The sequence below is a fragment of the Microbacterium sp. BWR-S6Y genome (assembly GCF_041379845.1).
Classification (GTDB): Bacteria; Actinomycetota; Actinomycetes; order Actinomycetales; family Microbacteriaceae; genus Microbacterium; species Microbacterium hydrothermale.
This window is the reverse complement of record NZ_JBFECV010000003.1, coordinates 251,493-270,833: the sequence shown is the minus strand read 5'-3', so window position 1 is coordinate 270,833 and position 19,341 is coordinate 251,493. Positions and strand designations below refer to the sequence as shown.

General features: G+C 70.2%; 16 protein-coding genes. 6 read left to right on the top strand and 10 right to left on the bottom strand.

The annotated features are described in order from the left end of the window. Window positions 1–18: 18 nt before the first annotated feature. The 4 genes from AB1K56_RS08425 to zapE form a co-directional block, all read right to left on the bottom strand. Window positions 19–867 (bottom strand): hypothetical protein, encoded by an 849-nt coding sequence (locus tag AB1K56_RS08425; protein ID WP_371205288.1) that lies wholly within the window; start codon window positions 865–867, stop codon window positions 19–21. Window positions 868–1,046: 179 nt separating this feature from the next. After that, entirely contained in the window at window positions 1,047–1,607 is a 561-nt protein-coding gene (locus AB1K56_RS08420) for a type II toxin-antitoxin system PemK/MazF family toxin (RefSeq protein WP_371205287.1), read from the bottom strand. 72 nt (window positions 1,608–1,679) lie between these two features. Continuing rightward, entirely contained in the window at window positions 1,680–2,954 is a 1,275-nt protein-coding gene (locus tag AB1K56_RS08415; RefSeq protein WP_136585643.1) for an ammonium transporter, read from the bottom strand. A 166-nt stretch (window positions 2,955–3,120) separates the two neighbouring features. Then, complete coding sequence (zapE, locus tag AB1K56_RS08410; RefSeq protein ID WP_371205286.1) at window positions 3,121–4,158, bottom strand: cell division protein ZapE; 1,038 nt, start codon at window positions 4,156–4,158, stop codon at window positions 3,121–3,123. Window positions 4,159–4,277: 119 nt separating this feature from the next. Here zapE and AB1K56_RS08405 point away from each other — a divergent pair, with 119 nt between their 5' ends. Together AB1K56_RS08405 and AB1K56_RS08400 are read left to right on the top strand one after the other, a co-directional pair. Continuing rightward, window positions 4,278–5,180: a sulfurtransferase gene (locus tag AB1K56_RS08405; RefSeq protein WP_371205285.1), complete on the top strand. Its 903-nt coding sequence runs from the start codon at window positions 4,278–4,280 to the stop codon at window positions 5,178–5,180. A 35-nt stretch (window positions 5,181–5,215) separates the two neighbouring features. Next, on the top strand, window positions 5,216–5,656 hold the full coding sequence (locus AB1K56_RS08400) for a SufE family protein (protein ID WP_136585640.1): 441 nt from the start codon (window positions 5,216–5,218) through the stop codon (window positions 5,654–5,656). Between the two features lie 78 nt (window positions 5,657–5,734). Here AB1K56_RS08400 and AB1K56_RS08395 read toward each other — a convergent pair whose 3' ends face one another. After that, window positions 5,735–6,949, bottom strand: a complete 1,215-nt coding sequence (locus tag AB1K56_RS08395; RefSeq protein WP_371205284.1) for an alpha/beta hydrolase family protein — start codon at window positions 6,947–6,949, stop codon at window positions 5,735–5,737. A gap of 25 nt (window positions 6,950–6,974) precedes the next feature. Between AB1K56_RS08395 and AB1K56_RS08390 the strand changes: the two genes are divergently transcribed. The 4 genes from AB1K56_RS08390 (at window position 6,975) to AB1K56_RS08375 (ending at window position 12,169) form a co-directional block, all read left to right on the top strand. Further along, window positions 6,975–7,565 carry a DUF3000 domain-containing protein gene (locus AB1K56_RS08390; RefSeq protein ID WP_371205283.1) on the top strand — a complete coding sequence of 197 codons (591 nt, stop codon included), beginning with the start codon at window positions 6,975–6,977 and terminating at the stop codon, window positions 7,563–7,565. Continuing rightward, on the top strand, window positions 7,558–8,754 hold the full coding sequence (locus tag AB1K56_RS08385; protein ID WP_371205282.1) for a ribonuclease D: 1,197 nt from the start codon (window positions 7,558–7,560) through the stop codon (window positions 8,752–8,754). The genes AB1K56_RS08390 and AB1K56_RS08385 overlap by 8 nt, the downstream gene beginning before the upstream one ends. A 71-nt stretch (window positions 8,755–8,825) precedes the next feature. After that, window positions 8,826–10,034, top strand: coding sequence for a thiolase family protein (locus AB1K56_RS08380; protein ID WP_058625199.1), 1,209 nt, complete (start codon window positions 8,826–8,828; stop codon window positions 10,032–10,034). Beyond that, the gene (locus tag AB1K56_RS08375) at window positions 10,031–12,169 is read left to right on the top strand and encodes a 3-hydroxyacyl-CoA dehydrogenase NAD-binding domain-containing protein (protein WP_371205281.1); all 2,139 of its coding nucleotides are present in this window, start codon (window positions 10,031–10,033) and stop codon (window positions 12,167–12,169) included. Before AB1K56_RS08380 ends, AB1K56_RS08375 begins: the two co-directional genes overlap by 4 nt. A 213-nt stretch (window positions 12,170–12,382) precedes the next feature. On the opposite strand, the gene dxs is transcribed toward AB1K56_RS08375, so the two are convergent. The 5 genes from dxs to dut form a co-directional block, all read right to left on the bottom strand. Then, a complete protein-coding gene (gene dxs / locus AB1K56_RS08370; protein ID WP_279367023.1) occupies window positions 12,383–14,332 on the bottom strand; it encodes a 1-deoxy-D-xylulose-5-phosphate synthase in 1,950 nt (649 codons plus the stop codon). Between the two features lie 176 nt (window positions 14,333–14,508). Then, a complete protein-coding gene (gene acnA / locus AB1K56_RS08365; RefSeq protein ID WP_371205280.1) occupies window positions 14,509–17,349 on the bottom strand; it encodes an aconitate hydratase AcnA in 2,841 nt (946 codons plus the stop codon). Between the two features lie 133 nt (window positions 17,350–17,482). Continuing rightward, window positions 17,483–18,244, bottom strand: a complete 762-nt coding sequence (locus tag AB1K56_RS08360; RefSeq protein ID WP_371205279.1) for a DUF3159 domain-containing protein — start codon at window positions 18,242–18,244, stop codon at window positions 17,483–17,485. Continuing rightward, entirely contained in the window at window positions 18,241–18,885 is a 645-nt protein-coding gene (locus tag AB1K56_RS08355) for a DUF3710 domain-containing protein (protein ID WP_371205278.1), read from the bottom strand. The genes AB1K56_RS08360 and AB1K56_RS08355 overlap by 4 nt, the downstream gene beginning before the upstream one ends. Next, window positions 18,882–19,337 (bottom strand): dUTP diphosphatase, encoded by a 456-nt coding sequence (gene dut / locus AB1K56_RS08350; protein ID WP_371205277.1) that lies wholly within the window; start codon window positions 19,335–19,337, stop codon window positions 18,882–18,884. The genes AB1K56_RS08355 and dut overlap by 4 nt, the downstream gene beginning before the upstream one ends. Window positions 19,338–19,341: the final 4 nt, after the last annotated feature.

The window sequence follows — 19,341 nt, the reverse complement described above, 5'->3', positions numbered from 1 at the left end:
TTCTCGGGCGAGTCCGGCTCACCCCGTCCGCGTCCACGCCGCGCTCGGATGTTCTCGTCGCCACTCCTGACGGGGGCCGGTCTCGGTGACCGTGTCGTTCAGCCAGATCGTCGAGTCGGGCTCCCACCCGGCGATCACGCTCGCGTACTCGTCGTCGACGGTGATCGTGCGCGTCGCCCCGTCGAGGTATCCGAGCGTGGTCAGATGCACGGCGTCCCACTCCCGTGCGATGCGCCTCCAATCCGGCACGAGCCAGCGCCCGTCGCGTCCCGTCGTCCGGTACCAGTCGTGCCGGCGGGATGCGGTCACCTCGACCGGGTATCGACGGCACAGCTCGGCCCAGTCGACGGCCCCGGTCACTTCGAGCGTGCGCCCAAACCCCGTGACCGGGATGAGCGTCGCGACCTCGTCGCCGAACGCGTCCTCGATGAGATCGAGCGCGGCGTCTCTGCTCCCCCGCGTCGACAGGAGCCGAATGGGCACCGACCACCATTCCCCCGACACCCGCGCGATCGGGTCCGCCGGCCCGTGCAGCCGAGCATGTTCCTCTCCGGCGCGGAGCTCGTCGTCCCACTTCTCGAGCGTGGCGGTCGCTTCCGCGGTGAGGGCGCCGGCAGCTTCGCGCAGCCGCCATCGCACGGCCCACTGCTCGGTCACGCGCGGCAGAGTCCACGACTCTCCGCGGGCCGCGAGCAGGTCGCCCGCGAGCGGACGCAATGCATCGGCGACGCGCGGATCGGCGCAGAGCCGGTCGATCGTGTCCGGCTCCTGCCAGTACCGCGCGACGTCGACCGTCGCGCGAAGGGCGGCGGCGAGGGCGACGTCGTCGACGGCTGCTCCGGGCACCGAGGCCAGCGCAGCCGCCACCTCGTCTACGCCGGGGTCGGGGATCGGTGCGGGTTCCCCTCGGGTGACGGCGAGGACTCGGGACCCGCCGTCGTGATGATGGAACGCGTAAGAACTCACGAGCTGGGCGACGCGAGAATCCCGACAGGCGTACTCGAGACAGAGCCGGCGCCCCCGCGGCCCGTCGAGCAGGGCGCCGGTCAGCCTCGGCTCCAGCCGTAACGCGCGTGCAGAGCCGCGGCGACGGTGTCGAACCGCGCGCGGTCGAGGGCGGCCGCCTCGCGCCGCATGCCGGCGTCGTGCACGAGGTAGACCTGCTCGACGTCGACCCACGACGGACGCCGCTGCGGGTCCCACTCTCCCGTGCCGAGCGACAGGTACTGCCGGTCGCCGTCGTGGGGCTTGCTGGTCAGTCGCACGGCGTAGGAGCGGGTGGCATCCGCTCGACCGAGGATGAGCACGGGACGGTCCTTTCCGCGGCCGTCGCGCTCCTCGTAGGGCACCCAGGTCCAGACGATCTCTCCCCCGTCGGGAGCGCCGTCGCGCTCGGGCGCGTACGAGAGCGTCAGGCGGCGCGGAGGCGCGATCTCGACGGTCTCGGTGCCCGCCGGTGCGGCCGAGGGCGTCGCGGGCCTCGAGGGGGCCGCAGGACGCCGTGTGGGGGCCGTGGCGGGAGGGGTGGAGCGGGAGGGGGCGGTCGGGGCCGATCCGGACCGGAAGAGGCGCAGCAGCGCCGAGAGCACGCGAGAAGTCGTTCCCATGGGCCCACCCTAGACACGCGGAACGGGGCGCCACCGACGAATCGGTGACGCCCCGTTCGGGGTGAAGCGGACTCAGCCGCGCACGTCCGAGAGCACGTAGCCCTCCTCGCCGTGCACGACGGTGTCGATGCCGGCGATCTCGTCCTCGTTCTTCACGCGGAAGCCGATCGTCTTCTCGATCGCGAAACCGATGATGAAGGCGAGCACGAACGAGTAGGCCAGCACCGCGAGGGCGGCGATCGCCTGGACGATCAGCTGGTTGAACGAGCCGCTGTAGATCAGGCCGGTCGTGTTGGCGAAGATGCCCAGGTACAGGGTTCCGAGCAGACCGCCGACGAGGTGGATGCCGACCACGTCGAGCGAGTCGTCGAAGCCGAGCTTGAACTTGAGCTCGATCGCCAGGGCGCAGACGGCGCCGGCGAGCAGGCCGAGCACGATCGCCCAGAACGGCGTCAGGGCGGCGCAGGCGGGGGTGATCGCGACCAGACCCGCGACGGCACCCGAGGCGGCGCCGACCGAGGTGGGCTTGCCGTCCTTGATCTTCTCGACGATCAGCCAGGCGAGCAGCGCGGCGGCGGGAGCGGCGATCGTGTTGACGAAGGCCAGCGCGGCGGTGCCGTCGGCGGCGAGCTCCGAGCCCGCGTTGAAGCCGAACCAGCCGAACCACAGCAGGCCCGCGCCGAGGAGCACGAACGGCGGGTTGTGGGGGACGTGGGCGCCCTTCTGGAAGCCGACGCGCTTGCCGAGCACCAGGGCGAGGGCGAGAGCCGCCGCACCAGCGTTGATGTGCACCGCGGTTCCACCGGCGAAGTCGATCGCGCCGACACCGAAGATGTCCTGCATGCCGTGCGTGATCCAACCGCCGTACGAGAAGGAGCCGTCATCGGCGAGGCCGAAGTTGAACACCCAGCTGGCGACCGGGAAGTAGACGACCGTGGCCCAGATGCCCGCGAAGATCATCCACGCGCCGAACTTGGCGCGGTCGGCGATGGCGCCCGAGACCAGGGCGACGGTGATGATGGCGAACGTGGCCTGGAACGCGACGAAGGCCAGCGGCGGGTACGCGGCGCCCTCGGGGGTCTCGAGCACACCGGCGAGGCTGAAGTTCGAGGGGTCGATCGCCCAGGCGAACTGGGTGGTGCCCGCCTCGGTGGTGGGGAACGCGATCGAGTAGCCGTAGAGCACCCAGAGGACGCCCATCAGGCCCATCGCGCCGAAGCTCATCATCATCATGCTGATGACGCTCTTGGCCTTGACGAGGCCGCCGTAGAAGAACGCGAGTCCTGGCGTCATGAGCAGCACGAGTGCCGCTGCTATCAGGATGAATGCGGTGTTGCCTTGATCCATCTCGGAGGAAACCTCTCTGCAGGGACGCAGGTGTAGCGTCGGGTCCCCTCAGTGTTCCCAGTGCCGGTTACCGTCGGCGTTCGCCTCGTGTTTCGCGAACGTTACAGCCCGAGCCCCCCGGTAAACATCGCGTTTCGTGCGGATGGGAGCCGCTGATGAGACAGTCTCAGGAGTGTGTGAGGGCGACCAGGCGCGACACCGCGCGCAGGTACTTCTTGCGGTATCCGCCGGCGAGCATCTCGTCGCTGAAGACCGTGTTCAGCGGCACCCCGGTGGCGCGGATCGGGATCTGCGCGTCGTACGCGCGGTCGACGAACGCGACCAGGCGCAGCGCCGCCGACTGATCGTGCAGCACCTGCACGTCGCGCAGCCCGATCACGTCGACTCCGTCGATCAGACGGATGAAACGCGAGGGGTGCACGCGGGCCAGGTGTCCGACGAGACCGGTGAAGGAGTCGTCGGATGCCACCGCTCCCGAGGCCGCGGTGTCGATCGCGGTCCGGTAGTCGTCGTCGGAGAGCACCTTCGCCTCGCCGTCGATGGCGCGCTGGCGGAAGTCGGTGCCGTCGATGCGGATCGTGCGGAAGCTGTCGGCCATCGACTGGATCTCGCGCAGGAAGTCCTGGGCGGCGAACCGGCCCTCCCCCAGCGCGTTCGGCGGGGTGTTCGAGGTCGCGGCCAGTCGGGTTCCGGATGCCACGAGCTCGCCGAGCAGGCGCGTCATGACCATCGTGTCGCCCGGGTCGTCGAGCTCGAACTCGTCGATGCACAGCAGGTCGGATCCGCGGAACAGTTCCACGGCCTTCGCGTAGCCGAGCACGCCGACGAGGGCGGTGTACTCGATGAACGAGCCGAAGTACTTCCGGCGGGCGGGCATCGCGTGGTAGATGGAGGCGAGCAGGTGGGTCTTGCCGACGCCGAACCCGCCGTCGAGGTACACCCCGGGCTTGACCGGCGGGGTCTTCTCGGCGCGGCGGAAGAACCCTCCCTTCTTCGCCGGAGCCGACTGCTTCCCGGCGAACGCCTGGAGCAGCTCCTTGGCCTCCTGCTGCGAGGGGTAGGCGGCATCCGCCCGGTACGACTCGAACGTCGCCCCGTCGAACTGCGGCGGGGGCACGAGCGCGCTGACCATCTCGGCGCCCGAGACCGCGGGCTCGCGATCGGTGAGGTGGATGAGGCCGGTCGTGGCGGGGGTCGAGGTCATGGCCGTCCTGTGTCCGAGTCTTACGTCAGGGGTGCGTGCCCCATGACGTGGATCTAGGGTCGATGGTGCGGTGTCCACCCTATGCCGCCGCATCAGCCGACAAGACCGAGGAGCTCTCCGTGACCGTCGAGATCGACACCACGTCCCCCAAGTTCGCCGAGTACTCCGAGCCCGGACGGCTCGTCACGGGCGCGTGGCTGCAGGAGCGCCTCGGAACGCCGGGTCTCGTCGTCGTCGAATCCGACGAAGACGTGCTGCTGTACGAGACCGGGCACATCCCGGGTGCCGTGAAGGTCGACTGGCACACCGAGCTCAACGACCCGGTCGTGCGCGACTACGTCGACGGCGCCGGCTTCGCGAAGCTGTTGAGCGCGAAGGGCATCTCGCGCGACGACACGGTCGTCATCTACGGCGACAAGAACAACTGGTGGGCCGCGTACGCGCTGTGGGTCTTCTCGCTGTTCGGTCACGAAGACGTCCGTCTGCTCGACGGCGGCCGTGACAAGTGGATCGCCGAGGGGCGGCCGCTGACGACCGACAAGACCGTCGTCGAGCCCACCGACTACCCCGTCGTCGAGCGCGACGACTCCGTGCTGCGCGCGTACAAGGACGACGTGCTCGCCCACCTCGGCAACCCCCTCATCGACGTGCGCTCCCCCGAGGAGTACTCGGGCGAGCGCACCACCGCCCCGGCCTACCCGGAGGAGGGCGCGCTGCGCGCGGGACACATCCCGAGTGCGCAGAGCGTTCCGTGGGGCAAGGCCGTGGCCGAGGACGGCGGCTTCAAGTCGCGCGCCGAACTGGATGCCATCTACCGCGACGGTGCGGGACTGGCCGACGGCGACAAGATCGTCGCGTACTGCCGCATCGGCGAGCGCTCGAGCCACACCTGGTTCGTGCTCAAGCACCTGCTCGGCTTCGACGACGTGCGCAACTACGACGGCTCGTGGACGGAGTGGGGCAGCGCGGTGCGCGTGCCCATCGTCGCCGGTGCCGAGCCCGGCGAGGTCCCGGGCCGCTGAGCCCGGGAGCGGGGGGACGTGGGAGGATGACACGGATGTCCGAACACGCCCTCCCCGCCCGTCTCGCGGAGATCCGCGACGAGTTCCTCGAGCTCGACGAACCCGATCGGCTGCAGCTGCTGCTGGAGTTCTCGCAGGAGCTCCCCGAGGTCCCCGCGGAGTACGCCGACCACCCCGAGCTCGCCGAGCGGGTGGCCGAGTGCCAGTCGCCGGTCTACATCATCGTCACGGTCGACGCCGACGATCGCGTCGCGATGCACGCGACGGCCCCCGCCGAGGCGCCCACGACCCGCGGGTTCGCGAGCATCCTCGCGCAGGGCCTCACCGGGTTGAGCGCCGACGAGATGCTCGCCGTCCCCGACGACTTCCCGCAGAGCATCGGCCTCACCCGTGCGGTCAGCCCCCTGCGCATCGCGGGGATGACCGGGATGCTCATGCGCGCGAAGCGCCAGGTGCGCGCGAAGCGCGCCGCCTGAGCCCATCGCCGCCGGCGGGGTACGGGCTGCGGCCGGTCCCCCGTGCCTCCGCGCCCGGCCGGGCGCGCGGCATCCGGGTCACTCGCCCCCGGTGCGCGCGAGGCCCCGGTCGCGGACCCAACGGGCGATGGCCTCCGACCAGCGGGTCTCGTCGTAGTTCCACAGCTTGGTGTGGCGCGCGGTGGTGAACGTCTCCATCGTGACGAGGTCGGGGCGCGCCGCGGCGAGGGCGTGCGAGGCGTCGGAGGGGACGAAGCCGTCGTCGTCGCTGTGCAGGATGAGCACCGGATGCCGCAGGCTCCGCGCACGCGAGACCACGTCGAGGCGGTCGAGCGGGATCGGTTCACCCGTTCGCAGCATCGCCGCTCCCCACCCCGAACGGATGGTGCGCTGCGCCAGGGCGATCACCGGTGCCGGCAGGCGCATCGCGCGCCCCTGGAAGGACAGGACCGTGCGCCAGTCCACGACGGGAGAGTCGAGCACGAGGCCGGCGATGACGTCGCCATGCGGGGACTCGAGGGCGGCCTGGAGTGCGAGCGCGCCTCCCATCGACCAGCCCATGACGATGACGCGCCGCGCGCCCTGGCGGCGGGCGTAGCCGATGGCGGCGTCGAGGTCGCGCCACTCCGTCGCTCCCAGGGCGTAGGTGCCCGAGGGGCTCGCCGGTGCGTCGCCGTCGTTGCGGTACGACACGACGAGGCTCGTGATGCCTAGGGCGTGGAACACCGGGACGGCGCGCAGGGTCTCGGCGCGCGTCGTCCCGCGCCCGTGCACCTGGATGACCCACACGTCGGTGGGCTCGGCGGCGGGGAACTCCCATGCGGGACAGGCGCCCACCCCGGTCTCGATGTCGACGTCGCGCACGGGCAGGTGCAGCTGACCCGGCTGGTCGAAGTACCACCCGCTGAAGGCGGCCTCGGGGGCGAGATCGCCGTCGGCGGCGACGTGCGTGAGCAGCTTGCGGGTGACGGTCGTCTCGTCGTCGCCCACGATGGAACCGAGGCGCAGGTACTCGACGGAGCCGACCGTGAACAAGCCGTATCGACCGGGCAAGGCCGTGTCGGGCGTCCGGGCGAGCGTGATGGTCTGCGCCGTCGCGTCGAGGCGGACGATGCGCGTGTCGGGCCGTCGGCCGGCCGGTCGCACCACCGTTCGCGCGACGCGCAGGGAGACCGCGCCGAGCGCGCCCGCCGAGGCGGCGAAAGCGACCCCCAGGGTGGAGAGGGCGATGCGGAAACCGGTGATGCGGCGCCGCGATGCGGGGTGACCCGCGGCGCGCCTGGGAGCGTTCATCGAGGCCTCACTCTAGTCTGCTGCCGTGAGTGACCATCGCCCGGCGGAGGCCGCCGGACCGTTCGCGCGTGCCGCCGAGGAGATCCGCGCCACCACGTTCCGCGACGACCTGGTGGTCCGCGAGATCTCCTCGCCCGCCGGTCTCGCTCCGTTCTCGCTCGCCCTCGCCGGTGACGTGCGTCCCGAGGAGCACGCCACCGACTCGCCCTTCGGAACGGGCCGCTTCATCCTGCTGCACGACCCCGAGGAGCCCGAACCCTGGGGCGGGGCGTGGCGCATCGTCTGCTTCGCGCAGGCCCCCCTGGAACCCGAGATCGGTGTGGATCCGCTGCTGGCCGAGGTCGCCTGGTCGTGGTTGATCGACGCACTCGACTCCCGCGGCGCCGACCGGGATTCCGAGTCGGGAACCGCCACGAAGACCCTCTCTACCGGTTTCGGCGCCCTCGCCGCCCAGGGAGAGGGCTCGCAGATCGAACTTCGCGCGTCATGGTCGCCGCGCGGTCCCTTCCGCCCGCACCTCGAGGCGTGGGCGGAGCTCGTGTGCATGCTCGCCGGCCTCCCCCCGGGGTCGGAGGGCGTTGCCGTGTTCGGAGCCCGGAGGCCCACGCGTGGTTGAGTACATCGTGATCGAAGATGCCGCGCGGTTCCGTGCCGCGTGCGAGGCGCTGGCCGCCGGGACGGGGCCGGTCGCGGTCGACGTCGAACGGGCCTCGGGCTTCCGTTATTCGCAGCGCGCCTATCTCATCCAGGTGTTCCGTCGGGATGCCGGGGTGTTCCTCTTCGACCCCACGACGATCGAGGACTTCTCCCCCCTGCAGGAGGCGATCGGCGAGACCGAGTGGGTCTTCCACGCGGCCAGCCAGGACCTGCCGTCGCTGCGCGAGCGCGGTCTCGAGCCGCCGGTGATCTTCGACACCGAGCTGGGCTCTCGCCTCCTCGGGCACGAGCGGGTGGGGCTGGGTGCCGTCGTCGAGCAGACGCTCGGCATCACCCTCGCCAAGGCGCACTCGGCCGCGGACTGGTCGACGCGCCCCCTCCCGGCATCCTGGCTCGAATACGCCGGTCTCGACGTCGAGCACCTCGTCGACGTGCGCGACGTGCTCGTAGCCGAGCTCGACGAGCAGGGCAAGACCGAGTTCGCCCGCCAGGAGTTCCAGGCGGTGCTCGACCGCGAGCCCAAGCCCCCGCGTGACGATCCGTGGCGGCGGTTGAGCGGACTGCACACCGTGCGGGGCCGCCGCTCCCTCGCGGTCGCGCGCTCGCTGTGGCAGGCCCGCGAGGACTACGCCCGCGAGCAGGACGTGGCCCCCGGGCGGCTGGTCCCCGATCGCGCTCTGGTGGCCGCCGTGCTGGCCGATCCCGCGAGCAAGCAGGCGCTGGCCGGTGTCAAGGAGTTCAACGGCCGCGCGTCCCGAACGCAGCTGGACCGCTGGTGGAACGCGATCGTCGAGGGGCGGGAGTCGACCGATCTGCCGGCCGATCGCGTTCCCAGCGACACGCTCCCCCCGCCCCGAGCGTGGGCGGACCGCAACCCCGACGCCGACCGACGTCTGAAGGCGGCGCGGCCGGCCGTCGAAGCGCGCGCGGAGGAGCTGCGGATGCCGACCGAGAACCTCCTCACCCCCGAGACGCTGCGCCGCGTCGCGTGGGCTCCCCCGGCTGAGATCACGTCGGAGGCGATCGGAGCGGCCCTCTCGGAGCTCGGAGCGCGGCCCTGGCAGATTGAGCAGACCGCACAGGTGATCGCCGATAGCTTTGTAGCTTCCGTCAACGACGATCCGGATGCCGCGGAGGCGACTTCGTAGGTTCGGACAACCGATTCCCGGTGCTCGATCCCGCTTCCTAGGCTGGGGTGATCCCAAACTATGGAGGCAGAGTGGCCGAGATGACGGACGTCTTCTTCGTCGACGGAATGCGCACCCCCTTCGGGCGCGCCGGCGAGAAGGGCATGTACTGGAACACCCGCGCCGACGACCTGGTCGTCAAGGCGATCATCGGGTTGATGGAGCGCAACGGCGACGTGCCGAAGGACCGGATCGACGACGTGGCGATCGCCGCGACGTCGCAGACGGGTGACCAGGGCCTGACCCTGGGCCGCACCGCGGCGATCCTCGCGGGTCTGCCGATGACGGTGCCGGGTCTGGCGATCGAGCGCATGTGCGCCGGCGCCATGACGAGCGTGACGACGATGGGCGCCTCGATCGGCGTCGGCATGTACGACCTCGCCCTTGCGGGCGGTGTCGAGCACATGGGTCGTCACCCCATCGGCGGCAACGTCGATCCGAACCCCCGCTTCGTGGCCGAGAAGCTCGTCGACCCGGGCGCGCTGAACATGGGCGTCACCGCCGAGCGCATCCACGACCGGTTCCCCCACCTGACGAAGGAGCGTGCCGACCGCTTCGGCGCCGCGAGCCAGCACAAGGTGCAGGCCGCGTACGAGGCCGGCAAGATCCAGCCCGACCTGGTCCCGGTCGCCGTCAAGGACGCCGAGGGCGCCTGGGGACTCGCGACCGAGGACGAGGGCCGTCGCCCCGAGACCACGGTCGAGGGCCTCGCGACCCTCAAGACCCCCTTCCGGCCGCACGGGCGCGTGACCGCGGGCACCTCGTCGCCGCTCACCGACGGGGCGACCATCAGCCTCCTCGCCGGTGCCGACGCGGTGAAGGAGTTCGGTCTCGCCCCCAAGATGCGCATGGTCTCGTTCGCCTTCGCCGGCGTCGAGCCCGAGATCATGGGCATCGGTCCGATCCCCTCGACCGAGAAGGCGCTGAAGAAGGCCGGACTCACGATCGACGACATCGGGCTCTTCGAGCTCAACGAGGCCTTCGCGATCCAGGTCATCTCGCTGCTCGATCACTTCGGCATCGCCGACGACGACCCCCGCGTCAACCCGTGGGGCGGCGCGATCGCCCTGGGCCACCCGCTCGCGGCATCCGGTGTGCGTCTGATGATCCAGCTCGCGGCGCAGTTCGCCGAACGTCCCGACGTGCGCTACGGCCTCACCGCCATGTGCGTGGGCCTGGGCCAGGGCGGCTCGGTCATCTGGGAGAACCCGTTCTTCGACGGAAAGAAGAAGCGCAAGTGACCGACTACGCATCCATCGACTTCTCGCCCCTCGACGCCCTCACCGGCGACGAGGTGATCACCCACTCCCCCGTCCGCGACGTGCGCCTGCCCTCGGGCAACGTGCTCGCGCTCGTCACGCTCGACAACGGGCGCGACCACACGCGTCCCAACACGCTGGGCCCGGCGACCCTCGCCGAGCTCGGCGAGACCCTCGCGACGCTGAAGCGTCGCGCGGCGGCGGGAGAGATCCACGCCGTGGCGATCACCGGCAAGCAGTACATCCTCGCCGCCGGCGCCGATCTGTCCGACGTCGCGAAGCTGCCCTCCAAGGACGTCGCCCGCCTCATCGCGCAGCGCGGCCACCAGGTCATCGGCTCGCTCTCCGAGCTGGGCGTGCCCTCGTTCGCGTTCGTCAACGGCCTCGCCCTCGGCGGCGGCCTCGAGATCGCGCTGAATTCGACGTACCGCACGGTCGACGCCTCCGCGGCGGCCGTCGCGCTGCCCGAGGTGTTCCTCGGCATCATCCCCGGCTGGGGTGGCGCCTACCTGCTGCCGAACCTCATCGGCATCGAGAACGCACTCGAGGTCGTCATCTCGAACCCGCTCAAGCAGAACCGCATGCTCAAGCCCCAGCAGGCCTTCGACCTCGGGATCATGGATGCCATCTTCCCGGCGGCCAGCTACCTCGAGGACTCGCTGCGGTGGGCCGACGGCGTGCTCACCGGCCGCGTGAAGATCGAGCGCAAGAACGAGCCCGGCAAGCTCGAGCGCCTGACGAAGTGGCCCATCGCGATCAAGATGGCGCGTGGCATGCTCGAGTCGAAGATCGGCACCGTGCCCCGCTCCCCCTACGTCGCGCTCGATCTGCTCGACAAGGCGAAGAGCGGCACCAGGGCCGAGGGCTTCGCCCGCGAGGACGAGGCGCTGGCCGACCTGATCACGGGCGACCAGTTCGCGGCATCCATGTACGCCTTCGACCTCGTCCAGAAGCGCGCGAAGCGTCCTGTCGGGGCTCCCGACAAGGCGCTCGCGAAGAAGGTCACGAAGGTCGGCGTGATCGGCGCGGGCCTCATGGCCTCCCAATTCGCCCTGCTGTTCGTGCGCAAGCTCCGGGTGCCCGTGATCATCACCGACCTCGACCAGGGTCGGGTCGACAAGGGCGTGGCATCCATCCGCGAAGAGATCGGCAAGCTCGAGGCCAAGGGCCGCCTGGACGGCGACACCGCCAACCAGCTCCGCGCGCTCGTGCACGGCACGACCGATCGCAACGAGTTCGCCGACTGCGACTTCGTGATCGAGGCCGTGTTCGAAGAGGTCGGCGTCAAGCAGGAGGTCTTCCGTGCGATCGAGAAGATCGTCGCCGACGACGCGATCCTCGCGACCAACACCTCGTCGCTCTCGGTCGCCGAGATCGGCTCGGTGCTGAAGAACCCCGAACGGCTCGTGGGCTTCCACTTCTTCAACCCCGTCGCGGTCATGCCGCTCATCGAGGTCGTCAAGACGGATGCCACCTCCGACGCCGCGCTCTCGACGGCGTTCGTGGTCGCGAAGGGTCTGGGCAAGAACGCGGTACTCACCGCCGACGCGCCCGGTTTCGTCGTGAACCGCCTGCTCGCGAAGGTCATGGGCGAGGCGGCGCGCGCGGTGTACGAGGGCACGCCCCTCACGGTCGTCGAGAAGGCGTTCGCTCCGCTCGGACTGCCGATGGGACCGTTCCAGCTGATCGACCTGGTCGGCTGGAAGGTCGCGGCGCACGTGCAGGACACGATGGCGCACGCCTTCCCCGACCGGTTCTTCGCGTCGGAGAACTTCCACGAGCTCGCGGCCCTGCCGGAGGTCGTCGAGAAGGACAAGGGCGGTCGCGTGACCGGCTGGACCAAGGCCGCGCAGAAGGTGCTCGTCACCGGCAAGACCCCGGTCGCGCCCGAGACGATCCTCGCCCGCGTGCAGGACGGTCTCGCGCAGGAGATCAAGATCATGCTCGATGAGGGCGTGGTACCCGAGGTGCAGGACATCGACCTGTGCCTCATCCTCGGTGCCGGCTGGCCGTTCATCGACGGTGGGGCCTCGCCCTACCTCGACCGCGAGGGGGCGTCGCAGCGCGCCTTCGGTGACTCGTTCCACCACCCGCCTATCCGCGGCATCGGAGCCTGAGGCCCCGCACACGACGATGGCGCCGTCCCCGAGGGGGCGGCGCCGTCGTCATCTGTGCGAGGTGAGGGGCAGCGCTCCGCGACAGGAGATCGTCCGGGGACAGGACGGGGCTCGATGGGCGAGGCGTGTTCTGAAATGATCGCCTGTTCTCGCGCGGTGGGGCTCGTGAGGAAGGGGCCGGGATCTCAAGATCCCGGCCCCTTCCTCACGCCCTTACGGCCGGGACTTCTCCCACTCCTCGATCGTCGGGATCGAGCCGGTCGGAGTCTGACGGGCCATGGGGATGCGGGTACCGAGGACCTGCGCCACGACGTCATGGGCGATCTTGGACGCCGTGAGTCCGGCATCCTCGAGGATCTGCTCGCGCGTGGCGTGATCGATGAACTCGTCCGGGATGCCGAGCTCGTCGACCGCCGTGTCGACGCCGGCCTCGCGCAGCACCTGGCGCACGCGCGTGCCGACACCGCCGACGCGGATGCCGTCCTCGATCGTGATCACGAGACGGTGCTCGCGGGCCAGATCGACGATCGACGGCTGCACCGGAATGGCCCAGCGCGGATCGATCACCGTGGCGCCGATGCCCTGCGCCTTCAGTCGCTCCGCGACCTCCAGCGCGAGATGGACCATCGGCCCGATGCCGACGAGGAGCACGTCTTCGCTCGAGCCGCGACTCAGCACGTCGACGCCGTCGTGCAGACGCTCGATCGCCTCGACGTCGTCGTTGACCTTGCCCTTGGGGTAGCGCACGACGGTCGGCGCGTCTTCGACGGCGGTGGCCTCGCGGAACACCTCGCGCAAGCGAGCGGCGTCGCGGGGAGCGGCGATGCGGATGCCGGGGACCAGCTGCAGCATCGCGAGGTCCCAGATGCCGTGGTGGCTCGGGCCGTCGGGGCCGGTGACGCCGGCCCGGTCGAGCACGAAGGTCACCCCGGCCTTGTGCAGGGCGACGTCCATCATGACCTGATCGAACGCGCGGTTCATGAACGTCGCGTAGATGGCGACGACCGGGTGCAGGCCTCCGAAGGCGAGACCGGCGGCGGATGCCACCGCGTGCTGCTCCGCGATCCCGACGTCGTACACGCGCTCGGGGAAGCGCTCCGCGAACTTCTGCAGACCCGTGGGACGCAGCATCGCGGCGGTCATCGCGATGACGTCGTCGCGTTCGGCACCGACCGCGACCAGTTCGTCGGCGAACACGTCGGTCCACTGCGGACCGCCGCCCGAGCCGAGCGCCTCGCCGGTGATCGGGTCGATCTTGCCCACGGCGTGGAACTGATCGGCTTCGTCGCTCATCGCGGGCGCGTACCCGCTGCCCTTGTCGGTGATGGCGTGCACGATGACGGGCGCGCCGTACGACTTGGCCAGCTCGAGCGTCTCGATGAGCGACTCGAAGTCGTGGCCGTCGATGGGACCGAGGTACTTGATGTCGAGGTTGCTGTAGAGCGCCTCGTTGTTCGTGAAGCGCGACAGGAAGCCGTGCGTTCCGCCGCGGACGCCGCGGTACACCGCGCGCGCGGCGGGCCCCAGACGGCGGAAGAGCGTGTCGGAGCCGCGGTGCAGGGTGCGGTACGCCTCGTTCGTGCGCACGCGGTTGAGGTAGCGCGCCATGCCGCCGATCGTGGGGGCGTAGGAGCGGCCGTTGTCGTTGACCACGATGACGAGGTTGCGGTCGTTGTCGTCGCTGATGTTGTTCAGCGCCTCCCACGTCATCCCGCCGGTGAGAGCGCCGTCGCCGACGACGGCGACGACGTGGCGGTCGCGGCGACCGGTGCGGCTGAAGGCCCGCGAGACGCCGTCGGCCCAGCTGAGCGAACTGGAGGCGTGCGACGACTCGACGACGTCGTGCTCGCTCTCGGAGCGCTGCGGGTAGCCGGCGAGACCCCCGCGCGAGCGGAGCTTCTCGAAGTCCTGACGGCCGGTCAGGATCTTGTGCACGTAGGACTGGTGCCCGGTGTCGAAGATGATGGGGTCGGCGGGTGAATCGAAGACCTTGTGGAGAGCGATCGTGAGCTCGACCACGCCGAGGTTCGGTCCGAGGTGGCCGCCGGTGCGGGCCACGTTCTCGACGAGGAACGACCGCACCTCCGCGGCCAGCTGACGCAGCTCGTCGGGGGTCAGGGCGTCGAGGTCACGGGGTCCGTGGATGCCGGGTAGGAGAGCCATGTGACTCCTCTCGTGCGGTGTGCGCAGAGGTCTGCGCGTCTGTCGATTCTAGTCTCCGGGGGTGTGGAGGGCCCGGCAACGGCTTGCCGTCCGCGGCCGAGTAGTGTTCGCTCCCCCGCCCGAAACGCGAAGCGCCCCGGGAGCGCGAGGCTCCCGGGGCACCTGACGTCGATCGCTCAGACGAGCGAACGCAGCACGTACTGCAGGATGCCGCCGTTGCGGTAGTAGTCGGCCTCACCGGGGGTGTCGATGCGGACCACGGCGTCGAACTCGATGGTCTGCTTGCCCTCGGGCGAGAACTCGCTCGGCTCGGCGGTGACCTTCACCGTCTTGGGGGTCACGCCCTCGTTGAGCTGCTCGAGGCCCTGGATCGAGACGATCTCGGTGCCGTCGAGGCCCAGCGACTTCCAGCTCTCGCCGGCCGGGAACTGCAGCGGGACGACGCCCATGCCGATGAGGTTCGAGCGGTGGATGCGCTCGAAGCTCTCGGTGATGACGGCCTTCACACCGAGCAGGTTCGTGCCCTTGGCCGCCCAGTCGCGCGACGAGCCGGAGCCGTACTCCTTGCCGCCGAAGATCACCAGCGGGGTGCCCTGCGCCTGGTAGTTCTGGCTCGCGTCGAAGATGTACGACTGCGGGCCGCCCTCCTGGGTGAAGTCACGGGTGTAGCCACCCTCGACGACCGTGCCGTCGTTGACCGCCGCGGTGAGCTCGTTCTTCAGGCGGATGTTCGCGAAGGTGCCGCGGATCATGACCTCGTGGTTTCCACGGCGCGAACCGTAGGAGTTGAAGTCCTTCTGCGCGACGCCGTGCTCGGTGAGGTACTGCGCGGCGGGCGTGCCCGCCTTGATGTTGCCGGCCGGGCTGATGTGGTCGGTGGTGACCGAGTCGCCGAGCGTGGCCATGACGCGCGCGCCGGTGATGTCGCGCACCGCGTCGGGCTGCATCGTCATGCCGTCGAAGTAGGGAGCCTTGCGCACGTAGGTGGAGTCGGCATCCCATTCGAAGACCGGGCCGGTCGGGGTGGGGAGGTTCTTCCAGCGCTCGTCGCCCTCGAAGACGGTGGCGTACTGCTGGATGAACTGCTCGCGCGAGATCGACGCGTCGATGATCGTCTGAACCTGGTCGGGGGCCGGCCAGATGTCCTTGAGGAAGACGTCGTCGCCGTTCTGGTCCTTGCCGAGGGCGTCGGTCTCGAAGTCGAAGTTCATCGATCCGGCGAGGGCGTACGCGACCACCAGCGGCGGGGAGGCCAGGTAGTTCATCTTCACGTCGGGGCTGATGCGACCCTCGAAGTTGCGGTTGCCGGAGAGGACGGCCGTGACGGCGAGGTCGTTCTCGTTGATCGCCTCGGAGACCTCCTCGATGAGGGGGCCCGAGTTGCCGATGCAGATCGTGCAGCCGTAGCCGACGGTGTAGAAGTCGAGGCCCTCGAGCGCCTTGTCGAGGCCGGACTTCTCGTAGTAGTCGGTGACGACCTTCGAGCCGGGGCCGAGCGTCGTCTTGACCCACGGCTTGCGCTTCAGGCCCTTGTCGACGGCGTTCTTGGCGAGCAGGCCCGCCGCGATCATGACCGAGGGATTCGACGTGTTGGTGCACGAGGTGATGGCGGCGAGGGTGACCGCGCCGTTGTCGAGCAGGTACGACTGCCCGTCGGGGGTGGTGACCTTGACCGGGTTCGACGCGTTGGCGGGGTGGCCCGACGAGATCAGGACCTCGCTCTCGGTGACCTCTTCGTGCTCCTCACCGGGAACCGAGCCCGGGTCGGATGCCGGGAAGGTGCCGTCGACTTCGAGGTCGACGATCGAGTCGGAGACCGACGCACCGGCGTAGTTGAGGATGTCCTTCTCGAACTGGTTCTTCGCCTCGGACAGCAGGATGCGGTCCTGCGGGCGCTTCGGGCCGGCGATCGAGGGGACGACCGTCGACAGGTCGAGCTCCATGTACTCGCTGAAGACCAGCTCGCGGTCGGCGTCGTGCCAGAGCTTCTGCTCCTTGGCGTACGCCTCCACCAGCGCGACCGTCTGCTCGTCGCGGCCGGTCAGGCGCAGGTAGTCGAGGGTGACGTCGTCGATGGGGAACATCGCCGCGGTGGAGCCGAACTCGGGGCTCATGTTGCCGATGGTGGCGCGGTTCGCGAGCGGCACCGAGGCGACGCCCTCGCCGTAGAATTCGACGAACTTGCCGACCACGCCGTGCTGGCGCAGCATGTCGGTGATCGTGAGCACGACGTCGGTCGCGGTGACGCCGGCGGGGATCTCGCCCGAGAGTTTGAAGCCGACGACGCGCGGGATGAGCATCGACACGGGCTGGCCGAGCATGGCCGCCTCGGCCTCGATGCCGCCGACGCCCCAGCCGAGCACGCCCAGGCCGTTGACCATCGTGGTGTGCGAGTCGGTGCCGACGCAGGTGTCGGGGTAGGCGCGCAGGACGCCGTCGACCGACCGGTCGTAGACGACCTTGGCCAGGTGCTCGATGTTCACCTGGTGCACGATGCCCGTTCCCGGGGGGACGACCTTGAAGTCGTCGAACGCCGTCTGGCCCCAGCGCAGGAACTGATACCGCTCGCCGTTGCGCTCGTACTCGATCTCGACGTTGCGCTCGAGGGCGTTCTCGCTGCCGAAGAGGTCGGCGATGACCGAGTGGTCGATGACCATCTCGGCGGGCGAGAGCGGGTTGATCTTGTTCGGGTCGCCGCCGAGCGCCGTCACGGCCTCGCGCATGGTGGCGAGGTCGACGATGCAGGGCACTCCGGTGAAGTCCTGCATGACGACGCGGGCGGGCGTGAACTGGATCTCGGTGTCGGGGTCGGCCGTGGGCACCCACGAACCGAGCGCCTCGATCTGCTCCTTGGTGACGTTGGCGCCGTCTTCCGTACGCAGCAGGTTCTCGAGCAGCACCTTGAGGCTGAACGGGAGCTTCTCGTGACCGGCGACCGTGTCGATGCGGAAGATCTCGTAGTCGGTGCTGCCGACCGTCAGGGTGCTCTTTGCACCGAAGCTGTCAACCGTGGACACGATCGTCTCCTTCGTCGGCGAATGCGCAGGCGTGGGCCCGCATCTCTCCATCTTCCCCGCGCCGCGAGGCCGATTCCAGCAAGGTCGGCCTAACCGCTCGGGGGGACGGATTTATCTTGATGTCAAGATAATATCAGGACTCGCGCCGCGGCGAGAGAGAACGCACCACGAGCCACGTCACGGCGAGCATCGGGGCGAACAGCGGCAGGCCCATCACGATCTTCAGGGTGCCGAGCGCGGTGACGTCACCGGCGAAGTAGAGCGGCAACTGCACCACGAGCCGCGCCGCGAACAGCGCCGCCCACGCGATCGACAGCCAGGTGTAGGCGCGCTTCTTGCGCCGGTCCGCGCGCCATCCCGTTCCCTCGCCGAGGAGGTAGCCGGCGGCGAGGCCGATCAGGGGCCAGCCGATCAACGCCGACACGAGGAACGCCGTTCCGTACGCGCCATTGGTGAAGAAGCCGAGGACGAAGTTGTCCTGGCCGCGGCCGGTGACGAGGGCGAGCACGGCGGCACCGACGGTCGCCAGCAGGCCACCGATCGCGGCACTCGGCGGCGATTTCGCGATCAGGCGCGCGAGCGTGAACACCACCGCGAGCCCCACCGAGACGCCGAGGCTGAGCCACAGGTTGCCCTGCCGCGTCTCCGGGTCGATCGTGACGGTGAACAGCACGACGAACGCGAGCGACGGCAGGACGGATTCCAGGATGCCGCGCACCCCGCCCATCGCCGACCACACCGCCGCGCCGGTGCTGCCGTGCGCCGCGGGGTCGAGTCCCGCGCGCCGCGCGGCGTTGCCGAGGGCCGCCCCCACGCTGTCCGCGGCCGAGGGCGGCTGCAGGGGGACGCGCTCCGCGTCCGCGGCGGCGTCGGGGCGGGAGGACTCCTCGCTCATGCGGTGCCGGGGGTCGACGGCATCCGCAGGGGGATGAGGTCGCGCGGCGGCATGGGCGACGATCCGCGCACGACCACGATCGAACGGAAGAGGTCTTCGACCGCCGCGGCGGCCTCGACGTCGCTCGTCGCCGCTCCTCCGACCACTCCGCGCAGGAACCAGCGCGGCCCGTCGACGCCCACGAAGCGGGCGAGACGCTTTCCGGCGCCGTCGGCTCCGGCCACGACCGGCACCTCGGCGAGCAGCTCGGGACCGAGGGGACCCTCGCGCTCCTCCACGCGCCCGCCCTGCTGCTTCACCTGCTGGCGGATCTGCTCGCGCGTCTCCTCCCACAGGCCGCTCGAGCGCGGCGCGGCGAAGGGCTGCACCTGGAGGGTCGAGTCGGCGTAGTCGAGACCGACGGCGACGATGCGCTTGGTCTGCTCCTCGACCTCGAGGCGGAGGTTGAGGCCCTCGCGCGGCAGGATCTTGATCCCGCCCAGGTCGATGTAGGGGCGCACGGGGTTCGCCTCGGCCTCGTCGAAGGGGCCCGCGCTGTCGCGGTCGAGCGGAGCGCTCTTCGCGGGGGGCGCGAGCTCGGTGCCGGTCTCGTCGGCCGAGGGGCCGTCGGGTGCGGGTGTGGGCTGCGGCGCGTCGGTCATCGGGTGCTCCCTTGCAGGCTCTGGTATCCGCTCGATCCGAAACCGCCTTCGCCGCGCACGCTGTCGGGGAGTTCGTCGACGGGGACGAAGCGCACGGGCGGGACGGGCATCACGATGAGCTGGGCGATGCGGTCTCCGACCGCGATGTCGTAGGCCTCGTCGAGGTCGGTGTTCAGCAGGGCGACCTTGATCTCGCCGCGGTACCCGGCGTCGATCGTGCCGGGGGCGTTGAGGATGGTGATGCCGTGCTTCGCGGCCAGCCCGCTGCGCGGGACCACGAAGGCGGCGTACCCGTCGGGGAGGGCGATGCGCACTCCCGTTCCCACGAGAGCGCGGCGGCCCGGCTCGAGGCGGACCGCCTCGGCGGCGGTCAGGTCGGCCCCGGCGTCGCCGGGGTGGGCGAAGACCGGGGGCTCGGATGCGACAATTGGGACGTCCACCGTTTCGGTCACCCCA